We start from the raw sequence: 18,589 nt of genomic DNA, 5'->3' as shown, positions 1-18,589 counted from the left end.
ATGGCGTACGTCACACGAACGCCGCGTCACAGGGGGCGTCTCGCCGGCATCTCGTGTTCGTCCAGTGCAACACCGCAAGTCCAGTACGACACCACGAGTGAGGACGAAGTCATGGACGCCCGATTCAACATGTTCGAGAACGAGATCGCCGCCAAGTTCTTCAAGCGGTTCGCCAACACCGCCATGGTGCTCCACCAGTCGCCGCTGCCGAGGTCCACCCAGGAGCTGGTGTCGCTGCGCGCCAGCCAGATCAACGGCTGCGGCTGGTGCATCGACATGCACACCAAGGACGCCGCGGCCGCCGGTGAGAGCGCGCTCCGGCTCAACCTGGTCGCCGCCTGGCGCGAGTCCACCGTGTTCACCGAGGCCGAGCAGGCCGCGCTGGCGCTCGCCGAGGAGGGCACCCGGCTCGCCGACGCCCACCACGGTGTGTCCGACGGGACCTGGGCCGAGGTGCGCAAGCACTACGACGACGACCAGATCGCCGCGCTGGTCTGCCTGGTCTCCATGATCAACGCGGCCAACCGGCTCGCCGTGATCGTGCACCAGCGGGGAGGCTCCTACGAGCCCGGCATGTTCGCCGCCGCGTTCGACTGATCGGCAGCCGGATCCGGCCCGGCCCGGGATCATCCGGTCCGGGCCGGGCCCGCGCACGGCCGGGCCGGTCACAACTCGTCCCGCTCTCGGAACCTCTCGCAGAACGGGATCCCCCAAAGCGCCTCGGAGCAGAGCCCGGCGGCGGCGGTGCCACGGGCTCCCAGACCCTCACCCACGGCCGTCGGCATCCCGCCGTTCGACGGTCATGCGCAGCGAGGAGGGCGCCAGCACGGTGCGCAGGATGGGGCGTACGGGGCGGGTGTCCGCGGGTCTGAGCTGCCAGCGGTCGGTGATCGTGGCCACCGCGATGGTGGCCTCGACCAGGCCGAACGCGTCGCCGATGCACTTGCGCCGTCCGGCACCGAACGGGAGGAGTCCCTTGCGCTGGGCGGAGGTGACCCGCTCCGGCAGCCACCGGTCCGGATCGAAGACCTCCGGCTCGGCGAAGACCTCCGGGTCCCGGTGGAGCGAGTAGCTGCAGAAGAACACGTCGCTGCCGGCCGGGATCGCCCTCCCGGCCAGCTCAACGTCCGCGGTGGTGACCCGCGACAGCAGTGCTCCCGGCGGGTAGAGGCGCATGCTCTCGGTCAACACGCGTCTGCAGTAGGGGAGTTCGGCCAGGTCCCGGTAGCTCGCGGTCCGGCCGCCCAGGACCTCCCGGACCTCGACCACCAGCTTCTTCCTGACGTCGGGATGCCGGGAGAGCAGATGGAAGGTCCAGGAGAGCAGGCTGGCGGTGGTCTCTATGCCCGCGAGCAGCACCGACATGATCTGGTCGTGGACCTCGGCGTCGCTCAGCCCGGACCCGTCCTCCTCGCTGCGGGCCGCCATGATCAGGGACAGCAGGTCCCCCTCCTGGTCCACCTGGTCCACGCCGCTGCGCCGGTACTGGGCGATCACCTGGTCGACGGACTCGCGCAGGCCGGTCCGGAGCCGTTCGAAGCGCCGGTTCCCGGGCGTCGGCAGCCGGTGCACCCAGCTCACCGGTATCAGGACCCGCCGGTGCAGCGCGGGTAACAGCAGCGGCAGCGCACGGGCCACCTCCGCCGCGGCCTGGGCGCCCTCCTCGGAGGTCACCAGGGTGCGGGTCGCCACCAGGGAACTGATCCGCCGCATCTCCTCGTCGAGCGCCAGGGTGCCGCCCGCGCGCCACCGGCCGGTGACCTCCTCCACGCAGGCGCTCATTACCTCGGTGTAGCGCGGCAGCACGGACGGATGGAACGCCGGCTGCATCAAGGGGCGTTGGCGTACGTGGTCCCGGGCCGGGCAGTTCGCCAACCCGTTGCCGGTCAGGGACTGGACCGCGTCGAAGTACGAACCGCCCTTGTCGAACTCCCGGTATCTGCCCACCAGCATGTCGCGGACCAGTTCCGGGGCGGTGACCAGGTACGCGGTACGGGGACCGAGCCGGACCCCGACCACCGGGCCCACGTCCCGCGCGGCGGTGAAGAACTCCATGGGGTCGCGCAGGATCCGCCCCAGATGACCGATCAGCGGCAGTGCTCCGCGGGCCATGACAGGTGGTGTGGACGGCACTCTGCCTCCTGAGCCGGGTCGGGAGTTGAGGGCCGCTCCGCAGCGGAGGGGCCCACGGGATCAACCAATCTCAACCAGACGGGTCCTGGCCCACCGCGGCTGGACGAAGGGTCGGCCCAGCCCCAAGCCCGGGGCGCGGCAGCCGGAGCGCGCCGCTCCTCGCCGCTGCCGCGCGTCCGGTCCCGCTCAACGTCAACGTAGCGCCAGAGCGCGCGCCTGTCCGGCCCTTCGGGGAGATCGCACAACTCTGTCACCTCCTCCTTCGTCCTCGGAGGCGGTCCTTCCCTTCCCGCGGAGGCGTCCGTTCCCCGGCGGACTCCCCATCGCAGCGCGCGTCCGGAACGATCGGCGCCGCGCATTCAGGGCGCGCGGAAGCATGCGCGGATCACACCGAAGGCCGGCACACTCCCGCGATCCGCCGCCGCCCGCTCCCGACCGCGCGAGAAAGACCGCACCGGTGCCCCGCGAGCCGGTGGCGTTGGAGCCCCGGGAAGCCATCGGGCCAGGTCAGGCGGAGGAAACCACGGGCTTCTGACGGCCGGAAACCGACAGGCAGCCCGGAAGACGGAAAACACCGAGGGCGGCCCCCTGCCATCGGGAGTGCCGCCCTCGGTCGTCCGGTCGTCCGGTGGTCCGGACCGTCCGTCAGCCGCGCGTGGCCATCGCGCGGAGGAAGAACGTCAGGTTGGCCGGGCGCTCGGCGAGACGCCGCATGAAGTACCCGTACCACTCCTGCCCGTACGGCAGGTAGACGCGCATGGTGTTGCCCGCCTCGGCGAGACGCAGCTGCTCCTCCGGGCGGATGCCGAAGAGCATCTGGTACTCGTAGCTGTCCCGGCTGCGGCCGTTCCACTCGGCCAGCTGACCGGCGATCTTGATCATGTTGGGGTCGTGCGAGGCGATCATCGGGTAACCTTCGCCCGCCATCAGCACCTTGAGCGCGCGGACGTAGGCCAGGTCCACCTCGTGCTTGCCCTGGAAGGCGACCGACTCGGGCTCCTTGTAGGCGCCCTTGCAGATCCGCACCCGCGAGAGGGGGCCGGAGAAGTCGCGGCAGTCGGCCTCGGTGCGGCGCAGGTAGGCCTGCAGCACGATGCCCAGCCACGGGAAGTCCTCGCGCAGCTCGCGGGCGATCGACAGGGTCGAGTCGGTGGTGGTGTGGTCCTCCATGTCCAGGGTGACGGTGGTGCCCGCCTCCTTGGCCGCCTCGCAGATCCGCCGGGCGTTCTCCAGCGCGATCTTCTCGCCGTCCACCGGCAGGAACTGGCCGACCGCCGAGAGCTTGACCGAGACCTCGGCGTTGGCAGCGAGGCCGGTCTCCTTGAGGGCGGTGAGCAGGTGCTCGTACGCCTCCGCCGTGTCGGCCGCCTGGCCCGCGTCCTTGGTGTCCTCGCCGAGGTGGTCGAGGGTGACCTTGCGGCCGGTGGCGACCAGCTCGTCGGTCGCGGCGACGGCCTGGTCCAGTAGCTCACCGGCGACGAAGCGCTCGACTATCGCGTGGGTGGGCGGGAACTTCTCGACGACGGTGCGCACCTGCGGGGAGCGGGAGGCGGCGAGGAGGGCGGAGCGGAGCATCGGTACTCCTGGAGATGGTTCAGCAGGCAGGGGAGAGTTGCCGGGGGCGGCGGGCACCAGGGGTGTCGCGTGCAGCGCGTCCCGAGAAGGGCGGCGGTGGGCGACGGGTGGGCGAAGACCGCCGTCCCCGGGGGCGGGCTTACCGGCTGATGGCCGGTAAGCCCGGGATCGGGCCGGATCAGCCCATGTGCGGGTAGCGGTAGTCCGTCGGCGGGACGAACGTCTCCTTGATGGAGCGGGTGGACGTCCAGCGGGCCAGGTTCTGCTTGGCGCCCGCCTTGTCGTTGGTGCCGGAGGCCCGGCCACCGCCGAAGGGCTGCTGGCCGACCACGGCGCCGGTCGGCTTGTCGTTGATGTAGAAGTTGCCGGCCGCGTTGCGCAGCTTCAGCATCGTGCGCTGGACCGCCTCGCGGTCCTGGGCGATGACCGCACCGGTCAGACCGTACGCGGAGGCCGACTCCATCTGGGTCAGCATCTCGTCGTACTTGTCGTCCTCGTAGACGTGGATCGCGAGGATCGGGCCGAAGTACTCGTCCCGGAAGTACTCGCTCGCCGGGTCCTCGCAGACCAGGACGGTCGGGCGGACGAAGTAGCCGACCGAGTCGTCGTAGCTGCCGCCGGCCAGGACCTCGACCTTGGGGTCGGCCTGGGCGCGGTCGATCGCGGCCTTGTTCTTGGCGAAGGCGCGGTCGTCGATGACGGCGCTCATGAAGTTCGACAGGTCGGTGACGTCGCCCATGGTCAGGCCCTCGACCTCGTCGCGGAACTCGTCCTTGAGCTCGGCCCAGATCGAGGCCGGGACGTAGGCGCGGGAGAGCGCCGAGCACTTCTGGCCCTGGAACTCGAAGGCGCCGCGGGTCATCGCGGTCTTCAGCACGGCCTTGTCGGCGGACGGGTGGGCGACCAGGAAGTCCTTGCCGCCGGTCTCGCCGACGATCCGCGGGTAGCTGCGGTAGCCGGCGATGTTGTTGCCGACCTCGCGCCACAGGTGCTGGAAGGTCGCGGTCGAGCCGGTGAAGTGGATGCCCGCGAGGGCCGGGTGCTTCAGCGCGACCTCGGAGACGGCCAGGCCGTCACCGGTCACCATGTTGATGACGCCCTTGGGCAGGCCGGCCTCCTCGAAGACCTGCATCAGCAGGTGCGCCGAGAACTGCTGGGTCGGGGACGGCTTCCACACCACCACGTTGCCCATCAGGGCCGGCGCGGTGGGCAGGTTGCCCGCGATGGCGGTGAAGTTGAAGGGCGTGATCGCGTAGACGAAGCCCTCCAGCGCGCGGTGGTCGCTGCGGTTCCACACGCCGGGCGAGGAGACCGGCTGCTCGGCCATGATCTGCCGGGCGAAGTGCACGTTGAAGCGCAGGAAGTCGACCAGCTCGCAGGGGGTGTCGATCTCGGCCTGCTGCGCGGTCTTGGACTGGCCGAGCATGGTCGCGGCGGCCAGCGTCTCGCGCCACGGACCGGCGATCAGGTCGGCGGCCCGCAGGAAGATCGCGGCGCGCGAGTCGAAGGAGAGCGCCTGCCAGGCCGGGGCAGCGGCCAGAGCAGCGTCGATGGCGTCCCGCGCGTCGTCCTGGGTGGCGTTGCGCAGGGTGCCGAGCCGAGCCGCGTGGTTGTGCGGCTGGACGACGTGGATCTCGGCGCCGCCGCCGAGGCGGCGCTCGCCGTTGATCGTCATGGTCAGCTGGATCGGCTCCTGGCCGCCCAGCTCCTTCAGCTTGGCCTCCAGGCGAGCCCGTTCCGGGCTGCCGGGGGCGTAGCTGTGGACCGGCTCGTTCACCGGCGCGGGGACCTGGGTCACAGCATCCATGGCGCACGCTCTCCTTCTCGTCATGGGTGCCGGCGAGGGTCGCACGCCGGCCATGGACGAACGGTATTCCCCGAGGCAGGAGCACATGATTGGCCGGGCGGCTAAAGTCATTCAGACAGAGTTGTCCGACCGGACGAAGGAGGGTCGAACAGATGCCGACTTCGACGCCTCCTGCCCCGAGCGCCTCCCCGGCCGCGGTGCACGGGCTGCCGCTGCGGCAGCTGCTGATGTCGCTCGGCGAGCCGCTGGTGGAGCTCCAGGCCGCCCCGGCGGGTCTGGACGTACCCGTACGCGACGTGGCGATCCTCGACCCGGAGGACCCGGCCACCGCCTCCCCCGGCGAACTGGTGCTGGCGATCGGCGCCCGTGGCCGGGCCGCGCTGCCCGCCCTGCGCGCGGCCGGCCGGGCCGGCGCGGCGGCCGTCGCGGTCAAGCTGGACGCCCCCGGCCAGGCGGACGCGCTGCGCGAGGCGGCCACCGAGGCGGGCGTGGCCCTGCTCTCGGTCCGCCGGGAGACCCGCTGGGAGCACCTGGACTCCCTCGCCCGGGCGATCATCGCCGGCCCGGACGCCCCCGAGACCCCCGAGCACAACGCCGGCGACCTGTTCTCGCTCGCCCAGACCATCGCCGTGCTGACCGGCGGCATCGTCTCCATCGAGGACACCTCCAGCCGGGTGCTGGCCTACTCGCGCTCCTCCGACTCCGACGAGGTCGACGACCTGCGCAGGCTCTCCATCCTCGGCTGGCAGGGCCCGGAGCCGTACCTCTCCAAGCTCCGCGAGTGGGGCATCTTCCAGCACCTGCGCAGCTCGGACAGCGTGATCGCGGTCGATCCGCACCCGGAGCTGGGCCTGCGCCGCCGGCTGGCGATCGGCATCCGCGCGGGCGCGCAGCCGCTCGGCACCATCTGGGTCCAGGAGGGCGCCCAGCCGCTCGCCCCGCTGGCCGAGCAGGCGCTGGTCGGCGCGGCCCGGGTCGCGGCGGCCCAGCTGGTCCGCCGCCGGCGGGAAGTGTCGGCGGACGTACGGCTGACCCAGACCCTGCTCATCGGGCTGTTGGAGGGCTCCACCGGGCCGCAGTCACTGGCCACCCACCTCGGGCTCGACCTGCGCCGCCCGGCCACCGTGCTGGCGTACGCGGCGGACTCCCCGGGCGAGGGCCGCGCCCTGGAACTCGCGATGGGCGAGGTCACCGGCCTGATCTCGGTGCACACCGCCGCCCGGCACCGCAGCGCACTGCTCGCCCCGATCGACTCCCGGGTGTACGTCCTGCTGCCGGAACTGCCCGCCGCGCTGCCGATGACCACCGTGCGCAGCTGGGCGCAGGAGGTGGTCGCGGCGGCCGGGGAGCACCTGGGCATCCGGTTGCGGGCGGCGATCGGCTCCACGGTGGACGGCCTCGCGGCGGTGCCCGAGTCGCGGGCGCAGGCCGACCGGATCCTGGACGCGATGGGCCGCGGCGGGGTCGGCCTGGACGTCGCCGCGCTGATCGACGTCCAGGCGGAGGTGCTGGTCAGCGAGGTGCTCGCGCTGCTCCAGGACCGTCCGGGGCTGCGCGATCCCAGGCTGTCCGCGCTGATGGAGTACGACCGCCGCCACGGCACCCGACTCGCCGAGTCGGTGCTCGCCTGGCTGGACGCCCTCGGCGAGGTCCGGGTCGCGGCCGACTCGCTCCACATCCACCCCAACACCCTGCGCTACCGGGTTCGCCGGGCCGAGCAGTTGACCGGTATCGACCTCGCCCAGCCGCAGCAGCGCCTGCTCGCGATGCTCCAGCTCCGCCTGCCCGCGGAGGGACCGGCGTAGCCGCTGGCCGCTCGGCTCCGGACCCAACTCCAGCACCCCACCGGCCCGTTCAGTGTCGACTGCGTTCCACCCGCCACCGCTCCCACGCCGTCAGCCACGCCTCCTCCGCACCGGAGGCGTTGCGCACCAGCCCCGACCACAGCTGCTCCCAGGCCCGCTGCGCCGGCAGGCTGGGCACCTCGCTCGCGAACACCGTGTACCGGATCACCTCCTCCACCGCGGCCCGGCCCTCGGGCGTGCCGACGGCCCAGTCCGCTTGCTGGGCCAGCCTGGTGAGGTGGTTGACCATGGTGGTGACCGCCTCCGCGGCCTCCTCCCTGGTCTCCGAGGCCAGCCTCATCTGCTGCCGCAGGGCGGCCTCCCAGCGGACCGCCGCCGCCTCGCCGCGCGCACGCCTCGGCACCCGGGGCGGCCGGTCCTCGCGGATCCGCGCGGCGATCGCCAGCGACTCGCGCACCGCGTGCTCCACCACCGCCCGGTGCGCCTCCAGTCCTGCCACGGGCGGGAGTTCGCGCTCCTCGAGGGCGGCCAGGTCGGCCTGCCGGGCGGCCAGCTTCCGCATCAGCTCGGTCCGGCCGAGGACGTAGCGCTCGAAGTCGTCGATCCGCTTCAGCTCGATGCCGCCCGGCGGCACCCCCCGCCCCGTCACCGTCACGGTGACGCCGCCCACCCGCAGCCGCCCGGCCCAGACGGGCCCGCGCCGACCCTCCTCCTCGCCCCGGGGCACCGCGCCCGCGTCGGACTCCACGCCCAGCACCGCCTCCGAGACCGCGTCGGCGAGCCGGCGCTCCGGACTGCGGTGCCGGTCCTCCTGCCTGGCCCGGTCCTCGTGGATCTGGACGGCCCTCGGCTCGCCCTCCACGGTGATCCACTCACGCACCGCCCGTACGCTCCCGGGCCCGTCGCCCTCGTCGATGCCCAACTGCTCGAAGAGCCGGTCGCGTTCGTCCTCGACCACGTCCTCCAGCTCGGGCAGCAGCGCGACATCGACCCCGGGCCGGTAGGTGCGGACGGTGACGTACGGCCCCTCGACCGAACTCCAGTCGCCGGACCGCACCTCGACCCAGCGCAGCCGGCCGCCGCAGAACCCGTACTCGGCCAGCGCGTCACTGTCCTGGCAGCTCTCCGCCGCCTCGGCACCGCGACCCGACGGCGCGTTCCCGCCGCCGCGAGCCGGGTCCGCACGGTGCACTCCCCCGCCCCTGGAGGCGCGATCCACCCCGTAGACCGGGAAGTCCGCGTCCGCGAGCACCTGGCGGCTGTACTCCTCCTGGTCGGTGTGGAAGTCCTCGGGTTCCTGGGGCCTGCTCGCGCTCTGCCTCTTCATCTGCCGCACCCCCGCGTGTTTCACCCGACCGTCGAACCCGGTCGCCACCGCGCCGGGCCCGGCCCGGCACACCGGCGCCGCGTCCGCCCCACGATACGTGGGCCCGACCTGTCGAACCATCAGCTTCCCTCGTACGACGGGCAGATGACCGACCCGACCACGACGGGGCCGGATTGTCAGTAGCCTTGCCTACCCTGAGCGGCATGACAGCAGCCAAGAACATCCCGGCCAGAATCAGCATCATCACCCTCGGCGTCGCCGACCTGCGGCGCAGCACCGAGTTCTACGAGGCCCTGGGCTGGCAGCGGTCCAGCGCCTCCAGCCCCGAGATCGTCTGGTTCCGCACCGCGGATTCCGCCCTCGGCCTCTTCCCCACCGAGGCGCTCGCGGCCGACGCCGGTGTGCCGGCCTCGGGCGAACCGTCCTTCCGCGGTGTCACCCTCGCGGTGAACCTCGAATCGCCCGAGCTGGTCGACGCCGCCCTCGCAACGGCCGTCGCGGCGGGCGCCACGGTGGTCAAGCCCCCGGCCGGCACCGAGTGGGGCGGCTACTCCGGCTACTTCGAGGACTTGGACGGACACCTCTGGGAGCTCTGCCACAACCCCTTCCTCCCGTTCACCGAGAGCGGCAGTCTGGACTTGCCGTAGCAACCCGTCATCCCGGGGGCCGCCTTGGATCCCAACCACTACCGCCTCAGCTCCGTCTGGCAGCTGCCCGCCGAGCCGGACCGGGTCTACCGGGCCCTGGAGGACGTCGCCCGCTACCCGCAGTGGTGGCCGCAGATCCGCTCGGTCCGGCAACTGGACGCGCACAGCGGCGAGTTGGCCATCCGCTCGATCCTGCCGTACGGGCTACGCGTCACCGTGCGCGAGCAGTACCGGGACGCGGCGGCCGGCCTGCTCCAGGCCGAACTCGGCGGCGACCTCCAGGGCTGGTCCCGCTGGCGGGTCTGCCCGGCCGCCCGGGGCCCGGGCGCCCGGGTGCTCTTCGAAGAGGACGTTCGCCCCGCCAAAGCCCTGATGCGCCGCCTCGCCCCGATCGCCCGCCCGCTCTTCATCGCCAACCACGCCGCCATGATGCGGGCCGGCCAGCGGGGCCTGGGCGCCCATCTGGCGTGATCGGCCCGCGCAGGGCGGAGGACCTCCGCACCGGACCCGACAGCCCGAGGCCCCGGGCGGGCAGTACGGACACCCCTGCCGGGTGCCAGGGCGCGAAGCACCGCCCGCCCGGCTCCGCCGCCAGGGCCGCACGGCGCCCGCGCCCCTTGTCCTCGCCGCTACTTGCCGCGCTGGGAGCGGGCCTTGAAGGCCGCCTTGCGGGCCTCCTTGGCGATCTTCCGGTCCTTGTGCAGTTCGCCGACCGTCTCCAGCACCTCCGCCGTGTACGGGTGCTCGACCCGCCACAGCTCGGCGAAGAACTCCACCACGTCCTCGCCCACCGGAAGCCCGGCCACCAGCTCCCGCAGCGCCTCGTTCTCCCCCTCGCTCGTCAGCAGCTGCGCGGCGAAGGCGTCCACCAGGCTCCAGAACACCACCCGGCGCTCGGGCGCCCCGATCTCCAGGCCCTGTTCGAGCAGCCAGGCCCGGACCCCGCCGCCCAGCTGCGGGTCGTCCACCACCTCCTGCGCGGCGGTCTGCGCCCCGGCCCCGAGCATCTCCAGCGCCGACAGGCAGAGCAGCCGGCGCACCGGGCCGTACGGGTCGTTCCCCCTGGCCGCCGCCAGCAGCTCGCGAGCCGCCTGCACCGGCTCGCGGCCGGCGAGCCAGACGGCCAGCTCCCGGTCGGGCAGCACATTGTCGTTCTCCGAGATGCCGCGCAGCAGCTCCTCCGCCGTGCCCTGGGCCAGCTCGCCGACCAGCGGGGCCTCGAAGCCGTCCTCCAGCAGCCACTGCCGCACGCCGTACTGACCGAGCGGGGTGAGCCGAACCATCCCGAACCGGGCGGCCTCGGCCTCGTCCAGCGGGCCCTCGCCCGCCGCCGACGTCTCCTCCTCCGACTCCTCCTCGAACAGCGCGGGATCGATCGGCTGGTGCTCCAGCATCCCGAGCTCGGCCAGGTCGGCAAGCATCGGGTCCAGCGTCACCATCACATCGGTGATGTCGCCGAGCATCTCCTCGTCGGGCTCCTCGCCCTCGGGAACCACCAGCAGCGCGGCCAGCACCCCGAGCGGCACCGTCTCCTGCCCGGGCTCGGCGAAGGCCGTGGTCTCGTAGAGCACCTGGAGCGCCTCGTCCAACAGTTCGGCCGCCGCCTGCCGGGACTCCTCCAGCTCCGCCAGCTCGGCCTCGTCGGTCTCCTCGGCCGCCTCCGCTGGCTCCTCCGCGCCCTCCGCGGCCCCGGCGCGCTCGCGCTTCTCCTCCGCCAAGGCCAGCGAGTCGGCCTCGGCGGCCAGCTCGCGCACGATCCCGGCCGCGGTCAGCCACAGTTCGAGGACCGTCTCCGGGTCGCCCTGCTCGGCGTCCGCCAGGTCGGGCCCGGGAACCGCCACGTGCTCGCCCTCGGCGGTGGTACCGATCTCCACCAGCTCCAGGTCGCAGGCGAGCGACCAGGCCCGCATCGCCTCGATCACGGCCTCCTCCGGCGCACTCCCCTGCTCGGGGGCCAGGCCGAGCAGCCGCGCGGCGGGCGCCCGGTCCGGGCCGGTGAGGTCCCCGAACTCGTCCACCGCGCGGTGCGGGTCGGCCCAGCGGGCGAGCTTCAGCGCGTGGTCGATCAGGGGTACCGCCAGCGCGGCTGCGGCCAGCTCCTCCTCCGGCGGCAGCAGGACCGGCGGGACAAGCACCACGGCATCGTCCATGTCGTCCTCCTCGCGGCCGTGCGCCGCGAACGCCCCGTACAGATCGGCCAGCTCGTAGTCGGCGGGCAGCAGGCCCTCGGCCTTCGCTCCGGGCCCGTTCTCCGCCGGGTTCTCGGGCTTGGTGCGACGTCGTCCGGCCATCGTGCGCGTTCTCCCGTACTGACAATTGTCGTAGTGGTGGTGCTCACAGTGCTCACGCCCCGCCCGCCTCGACGAGCGGTCACTGCGCCACAGAACCGGGTGTGGGTACCGGTCCATCTACTCAGCGTAGCCGTCGGCGGGGCCGCGTGCCCGGCCGACCGGTCCTCGCGCCGCCGACACCCGAACCGAACACGTATCCTTCGCTTGGCGCAGTGCACACCCCGCACGGCCACCGGGCAACGACGCCCACCCCACCCTCCACACCGGCGCCCTCCCCTGCCCGCCCACGGGACATCGGGAGCCGCCCCGGCAGGAGGGCCGTACCACTCACTCACCCGCGCCGCCGGCGACTCCGACTCAAGGCCGCCACCCCAGGCCCTGCCCGGGCCCGGTTGCGCCTGGCCACAGGAGACCCCTGCCATGGCGGACCTCTCCACCGCCGGCCCCGGACTGCCCACGGCGCAGAACCCGGTACGCCGGCTCTCGGAGGCCCTGCTCCCCCTGGAGCTCGCACCACGCACGCAACTCCAGCTCTCCACGATCAGCCGCTGGAACGCGGTGCGCGGCATACGCGTCGGCCTGGTCGCCGGCGCCCTGCTGTTCCTGCTGATCGGTGCCAACCTGGCGACGCCGATCTACCCGGTGCTCCAGCAGCGCCTCGGGCTCACCGCGCTCGACACCACCATCCTCTTCACCATCTACGTCTTCGCCCTGGTCCCGGTCCTGGCCGCGGTCGGCCACTGGTCCGACCACCTCGGCCGGCGGGCGATGATCCTGCCCGCCGTCGCGCTGGCCGCCGGCGGTGACGCGCTCTTCGCCACCGCGGGCAGCTTCGGCCAGCTAGCCGCCGGACGGGCCGTCCAGGGCATCGCGGTGGGCCTGTCCACCGGGGCCGCCGGCGCCGCCCTCGGCGACCTGCTGCCGGAGCACCAGACCCTGGCCGCCAAGCTCACCCTGGCCTGCTCGGCCGGCGGTGTCGCACTCGGCCCGGTCGTCGGAGCACTGCTGGCGGGCGGCAGCAACCCGCTGCTGACGCCGTTCCTGGTGCACGCCCTGGCCCTGCTGGCACTCTGCGTCCCGCTCGCGGTGGTCCACCCCCGGATGCCCGGTGGGCTGCGCCCCGAGTCCGCCCCGCCGCGCATCACCACCCCGGCCCACCTGCGACCCAAGCGGCTCGCCCTGCCCGCACGGGGCCGCCGTGAGTTCCTGCTCGCCGCCGGGGCCGGCTTCGTCTCCTACGCGGTCTTCGGGGTCTACCTCAGCCTGGCGCCCGCCTTCTCCGCCAAGGTGCTGCACACCTCCTCGCACCTGACCGGCGCGGTGGTCGCCGCCCTGCTGCTCGGCTCCTCGGCCGCCGCCCAGCTGCTCGTCCCGCCGACCGCGGACCGCCTGGTGATCGCCCTCGGCATGACCGGCCTGGCCGCCGGACTCGGCATGGTGGTCGCCGCCGGCTACACCGGCACCCCGGCACTGCTCTTCATCGGCAGCGTGCTCGGCGGCGCCTGCCAGGGCGTGGCCTTCCGCTCCCTGTTCACCACCGCGGTCGCCGCCATGGACCCCGAGCGCCGCGGCAGCGAACTCTCCACCCTCTGGGTGATCATCTACCTGGGCAGCTCCCTGCCGATCGTCGGCGTGGGCGCCCTGGTCCGCTCGTACGGCCTGCTGCCGTCCGTCAGCGGCTTCGTCGGCCTCGCGGCCGCGGCCTGCCTGGGCCTGGCGGGCGCGGTGGTCGGGCGGCGTCGGACCGATCGGTCCTAGTCCGACCAGGGACGCCAGGATTCGGTGCGGATCTCGACACCGAACGGCTCGGGCAACCGGACGGGATCGCCGAACTTCCAGGTCTCGGCGGTCCCGTACCTCCCGGACGCGGAGTCCGGCTCACTGAACAGGGTGACGCCGGGCTGCCGTGGGTCCCGGTCGACCAGCAGGTAGTACGGGACCCGCTCGCGGGCGTAGCCGCTCCACTTGGTCGCCTTCGTCCGCCGCCCGAAGACGGGTTCGCGGTCGTTGTCGGCGTTGGACTTCGAGGTCACCTCGACGACCAGCTCCAGCTGGTGCGGCAGCAGGTGGAGCACGTCGTCCGCCCAGCTCTGGGTATCGATGTCGGCGTGCACGACGGCCAAGTCCGGGATGTAACCGTCGGCGACCTCGATCAGATTGAGGTTGATGCCCTGCACGACGCGCCATGGATAGGCCGGATCGGAGAACTGGGCGTAGTGCACTGCTCGCTGGATGTCGTCCAGGATCGCAGCGTGCGGATACACCGGCGCAGGCGACACAACGATCTCCCCTCCGACCACCTCGACCCGAGTGCCATCCGGCAGGTGAAGGTAGTCCTCCAACTCGCCCCGGACCCACATCGCATAGGGGGTGTCCGGGAGAACAAGGTGTGCGATCGCTGCCACGGACATCTCAGGGCTCCTTTCACGGTCGCGGTGCCCAGCCTGGCCCACCGTACGCCGACACACCACTGCCGCGTGGATGATTCCCTCGAAGGAGGGATCCACGCGGCAGTGGTGAAGCTCAGGCGATCAGACGTTGAAGCCGAGGGCGCGGAGCTGTTCGCGGCCGTCGTCGGTGATCTTGTCGGGGCCCCACGGCGGCATCCAGACCCAGTTGATCCGCAGGTCCTTCACCAGACCGTCGGTGGCGGTCTTGGCCTGGTCCTCGATGACGTCGGTCAGCGGGCAGGCCGCCGAGGTGAGCGTCATGTCGATGGTGGCCACGTCGTCCTCGTCGATGTGGACGCCGTAGATCAGGCCCAGGTTGACGACGTCGATGCCCAGCTCGGGGTCGACGACGTCCATCAGGGCCTCGGTCAGGTCCTCGACGGACACGGTGCCGGCGCTGGTGCCCACCGGCCCGTCGGGGCCGCTCTCGGGAGCCTTGCTCTCGGTCTCGCTCATGGATACGTCCTTCAGTCGTTGATGACGGGCTGCTCGGCGAGCGCCTTGGCGGTGGCGTCCTTCCAGGCCATCCAGCTCAGCAGCGCGCACTTGACCCGGGCGGGGTACTTGGAGACGCCGGCGAACGCGACCGCGTCCTCCAGCACCTCCTCGTCGCCCTCGGCCTGGCCCTTGCTCTGCATCAGCTCCAGGAAGGCCTCCTGGATGGCCTGGCCCTCACCGACGGTCTTGCCGACCACCAGGTCGTTCAGCACCGAGGCGCTGGCCTGGCTGATCGAACAGCCCTGCGACTCGTAGGAGATGTCCGCCACCACCGAGCCGTCGAGCCTGACCCGCAGGGTGATCTCGTCCCCGCAGGTCGGGTTGACGTGGTGCACCTCGGCGTCGCCGTCCCGCAGTCCCTTGCCGTGGGGGTTGCGGTAGTGGTCCAGGATGATCTCCTGGTACATCGAGTCGAGCTTCATATCGGTGAACCCAGCCCTCAGCCGAAGAAGTTGCGGACGTGGTGCAGACCGGCGATCAGTGCGTCGACCTCGGCCGGCGTGGAGTACAGGTAGAACGACGCCCTGGTGGTCGCCGGAACTCCGTACCGCAGGCAGACCGGCCGCGCGCAGTGGTGGCCGACCCGCACGGCGATGCCCTGCTCGTCCAGCACCTGGCCCACGTCGTGCGGGTGGATGTCACCGAGGGTGAAGGAGATCGCGGCACCGCGGTCGACGGCCGTGCGGGGGCCGATGATCCGCAGCTCCGGGACCTCCAGCAGGCGCTCGACCGCGTACTCGGTGATCGCGTGCTCGTGGGCGGCGATCTTCTCCATGCCGATGTTCGACAGGTAGTCGATGGCCGCGCCGAGGCCGACCGCCTGGGCGATCGGCGGAGTGCCCGCCTCGAACTTGTGCGGCGCCGGGGCGTAGGTGGACGAGCCCATGGTGACGGTCTCGATCATCTCGCCGCCACCGAGGAACGGAGGCAGGTCCTCCAGCAGCTCCTGGCGGCCCCAGAGCACGCCGATGCCGGTCGGGGCCAGCATCTTGTGGCCGGTGAAGGCGACGAAGTCGGCCTCCAGCGCCTGGACGTCCAGCACCATGTGCGGCGCGGCCTGCGAGGCGTCGATCACCACCAGGGCACCGACCGACTGGGCCTTGCGGACGATGGTCTCGACCGGGTTGATGGTGCCCAGCAGGTTGGAGACCAGGGTGAAGGAGACCACCTTGGTCTTCTCGGTGATCAGCTCGTCGATGTCCGAGAGGTCCAGCCGGCCCTCGTCGGTCAGCCCGAACCACTTCAGCTTCGCGCCGGTGCGCTGCGAGAGCAGCTGCCACGGAACGATGTTGGAGTGGTGCTCCATCTCCGTGATGACGATCTCGGAGTCCGCGTCCACCCGGTACGGCTCGTCGGCCCAACCCAGCATGTTGGCAACCAGGTTGAGGGACTCGGAGGCGTTCTTGGTGAAGATCACCTCGTCCCGGCTCGGCGCGTTGATGAAGGCCGCGACCTTGTCGCGGGCGCCCTCGTACAGCGCCGTGGCCTCCTCGGCCAGCACGTGCACACCGCGGTGCACGTTGGCGTTGTGCCGCTCGTAGTACGCGTTGAGGGCCTCCAGCACCTGCCGGGGCTTCTGCGAGGTCGCCGCATTGTCCAGGTAGACCAGGGGCTTGCCGTCGTGCAGCAGACGCTGCAGGACCGGGAAGTCCTTGCGGATCGCCTCGGTGTCGAGCAGCCCGGTCAGCGCCGAGCCAGGATGGGTTGTCACTCGGAAGCGCCGCCCTTCACGTAAGCCTCGTAGCCCTCTTCCTCCAGCTTGTCTGCGAGCTCGGCACCGCCGGACTCGACGATGCGGCCGCCCGCGAAGACGTGGACGTAGTCGGGCTGGATGTACCGCAGGATGCGGGTGTAGTGGGTGACCAGCAGGGTGCCGACCTCGCCGGTGGCGCGGACCCGGTTGATGCCCTCGGAGACGATGCGCAGCGCGTCGACGTCCAGGCCGGAGTCGGTCTCGTCCAGGATCGCGACCTTCGGCTTGAGCAGCTCCAGCTGCAGGATCTCGTGGCGCTTCTTCTCACCACCGGAGAAGCCCTCGTTGACGTTGCGCTCGGCGAAGGCCGGGTCCATCTGGAGGGCGGCCATCGTCTCCTTGACCTCCTTCACCCAGGTGCGCAGCTTCGGGGCCTCGCCGCGCACGGCGGTGGCGGCGGTGCGCAGGAAGTTGGAGACCGAGACGCCGGGGACCTCGACCGGGTACTGCATGGCCAGGAAGACACCGGCGCGGGCGCGCTCGTCGACCGACATCGCCAGCACGTCCTCACCGTCGAGCAGCACCGACCCGCTGGTGACGGTGTACTTGGGGTGGCCGGCCAGCGAGTAGGCCAGGGTGGACTTGCCGGAGCCGTTGGGGCCCATGATCGCGTGGGTCTCGCCCTGCTTCACGGTCAGGTCGACGCCGCGCAGGATCTCGCGCGGGCCGTTCTCGGCCTCGACGGAGACGTGCAGGTCACGGATTTCAAGCGTTGCCATGTGTACTCAGGACTCCTGGTTGACGGAGACGAGCACATCGTCCCCTTCGATCTTTACGGGGTAGACAGCGACCGGCTTGGTGGCGGGCAGCCCGGACGGCTTGCCGGAGCGCAGGTCGAAGCTGGAGCCGTGCAGCCAGCACTCGATCCTGCAGTCCTCGACCTCGCCCTCGGAGAGGGAGACGTTCGCGTGCGAGCAGATGTCGTTGATCGCGAACACCTCGCCCTCGGTGCGGACCAGGGCGACCGGGATGCCGTTCAGCTCGACGCGCTTGGGCACGTCCTCGTGGAGCTCGCTCAGCGAGCAGGCGCGCAGGAAACTCATCCGACCGTCGCTTCCAGCTCGGCCTCGATCTTCTCCATCAGGTGGTCCTGGATCTCGGCGACGCCGATCTGCTGGACCAGCTCGGCGAAGAAGCCGCGGACCACCAGGCGGCGGGCCTCGTCGGCCGGGATGCCGCGGGCCTGCAGGTAGAAGAGCTGCTCGTCGTCGAAGCGGCCGGTGGCCGAGGCGTGGCCGGCGCCGACGATCTCGCCGGTCTCGATCTCCAGGTTGGGGATCGAGTCGACCCGGGCGCCGTCGGTGAGCACCAGGTTGCGGTTCTGCTCGTAGGTGTCGGTGCCGACGGCGGCGGCGCGGATCAGCGCGTCGCCGACCCAGACCGCGTGCGCGTCCTGGCCCTGCAGGGCGCCCTTGTAGACCACGTTGGACCGGCAGTGCGGGGTGTCGTGGTCGATGATCAGGCGGTGCTCCAGGTGCTGGCCGGCGTCGGCGAAGTACAGGCCGTACAGCTCGGCCTCGCCGCCGGAGGCGGTGTAGCGCACCCGGGGGTGGATCCGGACCAGGTCGCCGCCGAAGGTGACGAGCACGGACTTGAGCGAGGCGTCCCGGCCGACCAGGGCGGACTGCTGGGCGGCGTGCACCGCGTCGCGCTCCCAGTCCTGGACGGAGACGAAGGTGAGCTTGGCGCCGTCGCCGACCAGCAGCTCGACGTTGGCGGCGCGGATGCCGGTGCCGGTGTGGTTCAGCACCACGACGGCCTCGGCGAACGGCTTGACGTCGATCACCACGTGCGCGAAGCGGACCCCGCCCTCGCCGTGCACGTCGATCTTCACCGGCTCGGCCAGCACCGTCTCCTTGGGGACGGTGACGACCAGCGCCTGCTCGAAGCCGCTGTACGCCTGCGCGGCGACCCGGTCCACCGGCTTGCCGGCCTTGCCGAGGCGGGCGTCGTCGCGGCCGACGGTCTCGGCGGTGACGCCGGCCGGCAGGCTCAGCTCGACCTTGTCCTCGCCCTTGTCGGCGGCGGCGGCGCTCCCGTCGTGCAGTCCGCCGAGGCGGTGCAGCGGGGTGAACCGCCAGTCCTCCTCGCGGCCGTGCGGGACCGGGAAGTCGTTCACGTCGTAGGAGGGCTTCACCGCGACGCGGGCGTCGATCGGCTGCTGGACGGTGGCCCGGCCGGTGCCGGGGCCGGCCAGCTGGGCACCGGCTCCGGTGGTGCCGACCTCGATCGAACCGGCGGTGGTGGCGCCGGAGGTGTTCTGAACGTCAGCCATGGCTGTTCGTAGTGCTCTCTTCCTCAAA

General features: G+C 71.9%; 17 protein-coding genes. 5 read left to right on the top strand and 12 right to left on the bottom strand.

Annotation, left to right across the window (positions count from 1 at the left end; genetic code table 11):
• Positions 1-111: 111 nt before the first annotated feature.
• Positions 112-597: a carboxymuconolactone decarboxylase family protein gene (locus ABD369_RS06470; RefSeq protein WP_344635245.1), complete on the top strand. Its 486-nt coding sequence runs from the start codon at positions 112-114 to the stop codon at positions 595-597.
• Between the two features lie 168 nt (positions 598-765).
• Here ABD369_RS06470 and ABD369_RS06465 read toward each other — a convergent pair whose 3' ends face one another.
• The 3 genes from ABD369_RS06465 to pruA all read right to left on the bottom strand — a co-directional run bounded on the left by ABD369_RS06465 (position 766) and on the right by pruA (position 5,515).
• Positions 766-2,112 carry a cytochrome P450 gene (locus ABD369_RS06465; protein WP_344635244.1) on the bottom strand — a complete coding sequence of 449 codons (1,347 nt, stop codon included), beginning with the start codon at positions 2,110-2,112 and terminating at the stop codon, positions 766-768.
• Positions 2,113-2,778: 666 nt separating this feature from the next.
• Positions 2,779-3,708, bottom strand: a complete 930-nt coding sequence (locus tag ABD369_RS06460; RefSeq protein ID WP_344635243.1) for a proline dehydrogenase family protein — start codon at positions 3,706-3,708, stop codon at positions 2,779-2,781.
• Between the two features lie 178 nt (positions 3,709-3,886).
• Complete coding sequence (pruA, locus tag ABD369_RS06455; protein ID WP_344635242.1) at positions 3,887-5,515, bottom strand: L-glutamate gamma-semialdehyde dehydrogenase; 1,629 nt, start codon at positions 5,513-5,515, stop codon at positions 3,887-3,889.
• 152 nt (positions 5,516-5,667) lie between these two features.
• Between pruA and ABD369_RS06450 the strand changes: the two genes are divergently transcribed.
• A complete protein-coding gene (locus ABD369_RS06450) occupies positions 5,668-7,320 on the top strand; it encodes a PucR family transcriptional regulator (protein ID WP_344635241.1) in 1,653 nt (550 codons plus the stop codon).
• Positions 7,321-7,369: 49 nt separating this feature from the next.
• Here ABD369_RS06450 and ABD369_RS06445 read toward each other — a convergent pair whose 3' ends face one another.
• Positions 7,370-8,647 carry a hypothetical protein gene (locus tag ABD369_RS06445; protein WP_344635240.1) on the bottom strand — a complete coding sequence of 426 codons (1,278 nt, stop codon included), beginning with the start codon at positions 8,645-8,647 and terminating at the stop codon, positions 7,370-7,372.
• A gap of 203 nt (positions 8,648-8,850) precedes the next feature.
• Here ABD369_RS06445 and ABD369_RS06440 point away from each other — a divergent pair, with 203 nt between their 5' ends.
• Positions 8,851-9,294 (top strand): VOC family protein, encoded by a 444-nt coding sequence (locus ABD369_RS06440; protein WP_344635239.1) that lies wholly within the window; start codon positions 8,851-8,853, stop codon positions 9,292-9,294.
• A 24-nt stretch (positions 9,295-9,318) separates the two neighbouring features.
• Positions 9,319-9,765 (top strand): SRPBCC family protein, encoded by a 447-nt coding sequence (locus ABD369_RS06435; RefSeq protein ID WP_344635238.1) that lies wholly within the window; start codon positions 9,319-9,321, stop codon positions 9,763-9,765.
• 158 nt (positions 9,766-9,923) lie between these two features.
• Here ABD369_RS06435 and ABD369_RS06430 read toward each other — a convergent pair whose 3' ends face one another.
• The gene (locus ABD369_RS06430; protein WP_344635237.1) at positions 9,924-11,585 is read right to left on the bottom strand and encodes a hypothetical protein; all 1,662 of its coding nucleotides are present in this window, start codon (positions 11,583-11,585) and stop codon (positions 9,924-9,926) included.
• A 420-nt stretch (positions 11,586-12,005) separates the two neighbouring features.
• Here ABD369_RS06430 and ABD369_RS06425 point away from each other — a divergent pair, with 420 nt between their 5' ends.
• On the top strand, positions 12,006-13,343 hold the full coding sequence (locus tag ABD369_RS06425) for an MFS transporter (RefSeq protein WP_344635236.1): 1,338 nt from the start codon (positions 12,006-12,008) through the stop codon (positions 13,341-13,343).
• Here ABD369_RS06425 and ABD369_RS06420 read toward each other — a convergent pair.
• The 7 genes from ABD369_RS06420 to sufD all read right to left on the bottom strand — a co-directional run bounded on the left by ABD369_RS06420 (position 13,340) and on the right by sufD (position 18,561).
• Positions 13,340-13,996 (bottom strand): Uma2 family endonuclease, encoded by a 657-nt coding sequence (locus ABD369_RS06420; protein WP_344635235.1) that lies wholly within the window; start codon positions 13,994-13,996, stop codon positions 13,340-13,342. The genes ABD369_RS06425 and ABD369_RS06420 overlap by 4 nt on opposite strands.
• A gap of 120 nt (positions 13,997-14,116) precedes the next feature.
• Entirely contained in the window at positions 14,117-14,491 is a 375-nt protein-coding gene (locus tag ABD369_RS06415; protein WP_344635234.1) for a metal-sulfur cluster assembly factor, read from the bottom strand.
• An 11-nt stretch (positions 14,492-14,502) separates the two neighbouring features.
• The gene (sufU, locus tag ABD369_RS06410; RefSeq protein WP_344635233.1) at positions 14,503-14,955 is read right to left on the bottom strand and encodes a Fe-S cluster assembly sulfur transfer protein SufU; all 453 of its coding nucleotides are present in this window, start codon (positions 14,953-14,955) and stop codon (positions 14,503-14,505) included.
• 17 nt (positions 14,956-14,972) lie between these two features.
• The gene (locus ABD369_RS06405; protein WP_344635422.1) at positions 14,973-16,220 is read right to left on the bottom strand and encodes a cysteine desulfurase; all 1,248 of its coding nucleotides are present in this window, start codon (positions 16,218-16,220) and stop codon (positions 14,973-14,975) included.
• Positions 16,221-16,240: 20 nt separating this feature from the next.
• The gene (gene sufC, locus ABD369_RS06400; RefSeq protein ID WP_344635232.1) at positions 16,241-17,005 is read right to left on the bottom strand and encodes a Fe-S cluster assembly ATPase SufC; all 765 of its coding nucleotides are present in this window, start codon (positions 17,003-17,005) and stop codon (positions 16,241-16,243) included.
• 6 nt (positions 17,006-17,011) lie between these two features.
• Positions 17,012-17,329: a non-heme iron oxygenase ferredoxin subunit gene (locus ABD369_RS06395; RefSeq protein ID WP_344635231.1), complete on the bottom strand. Its 318-nt coding sequence runs from the start codon at positions 17,327-17,329 to the stop codon at positions 17,012-17,014.
• Positions 17,326-18,561 (bottom strand): Fe-S cluster assembly protein SufD, encoded by a 1,236-nt coding sequence (gene sufD / locus ABD369_RS06390; protein WP_344635230.1) that lies wholly within the window; start codon positions 18,559-18,561, stop codon positions 17,326-17,328. The genes ABD369_RS06395 and sufD overlap by 4 nt, the downstream gene beginning before the upstream one ends.
• Positions 18,562-18,589: the final 28 nt, after the last annotated feature.

Origin of the sequence: Kitasatospora cystarginea, assembly GCF_039533515.1 — a bacterium.
Lineage (GTDB): Bacteria > Actinomycetota > Actinomycetes > Streptomycetales > Streptomycetaceae > Kitasatospora > Kitasatospora cystarginea.
The sequence above is the reverse complement of the archived record's forward strand: the minus strand, read 5'-3'. Positions and strand labels throughout refer to the sequence as shown.

Coding starts and splice junctions, on each gene's coding strand:
- ABD369_RS06395 (WP_344635231.1), bottom strand. CDS start 17,329: ATGAGTTTCCTGCGCGCCTGCTCGCTGAGCGAGCTCCACGAGGACGTG.
- ABD369_RS06465 (WP_344635244.1), bottom strand. CDS start 2,112: ATGGCCCGCGGAGCACTGCCGCTGATCGGTCATCTGGGGCGGATCCTG.
- pruA (WP_344635242.1), bottom strand. CDS start 5,515: ATGGATGCTGTGACCCAGGTCCCCGCGCCGGTGAACGAGCCGGTCCAC.
- ABD369_RS06470 (WP_344635245.1), top strand. CDS start 112: ATGGACGCCCGATTCAACATGTTCGAGAACGAGATCGCCGCCAAGTTC.
- ABD369_RS06430 (WP_344635237.1), bottom strand. CDS start 11,585: ATGGCCGGACGACGTCGCACCAAGCCCGAGAACCCGGCGGAGAACGGG.
- ABD369_RS06450 (WP_344635241.1), top strand. CDS start 5,668: ATGCCGACTTCGACGCCTCCTGCCCCGAGCGCCTCCCCGGCCGCGGTG.
- sufD (WP_344635230.1), bottom strand. CDS start 18,561: ATGGCTGACGTTCAGAACACCTCCGGCGCCACCACCGCCGGTTCGATC.
- ABD369_RS06445 (WP_344635240.1), bottom strand. CDS start 8,647: ATGAAGAGGCAGAGCGCGAGCAGGCCCCAGGAACCCGAGGACTTCCAC.
- ABD369_RS06420 (WP_344635235.1), bottom strand. CDS start 13,996: ATGTCCGTGGCAGCGATCGCACACCTTGTTCTCCCGGACACCCCCTAT.
- ABD369_RS06460 (WP_344635243.1), bottom strand. CDS start 3,708: ATGCTCCGCTCCGCCCTCCTCGCCGCCTCCCGCTCCCCGCAGGTGCGC.
- ABD369_RS06415 (WP_344635234.1), bottom strand. CDS start 14,491: ATGAGCGAGACCGAGAGCAAGGCTCCCGAGAGCGGCCCCGACGGGCCG.
- sufC (WP_344635232.1), bottom strand. CDS start 17,005: ATGGCAACGCTTGAAATCCGTGACCTGCACGTCTCCGTCGAGGCCGAG.
- sufU (WP_344635233.1), bottom strand. CDS start 14,955: ATGAAGCTCGACTCGATGTACCAGGAGATCATCCTGGACCACTACCGC.
- ABD369_RS06425 (WP_344635236.1), top strand. CDS start 12,006: ATGGCGGACCTCTCCACCGCCGGCCCCGGACTGCCCACGGCGCAGAAC.
- ABD369_RS06440 (WP_344635239.1), top strand. CDS start 8,851: ATGACAGCAGCCAAGAACATCCCGGCCAGAATCAGCATCATCACCCTC.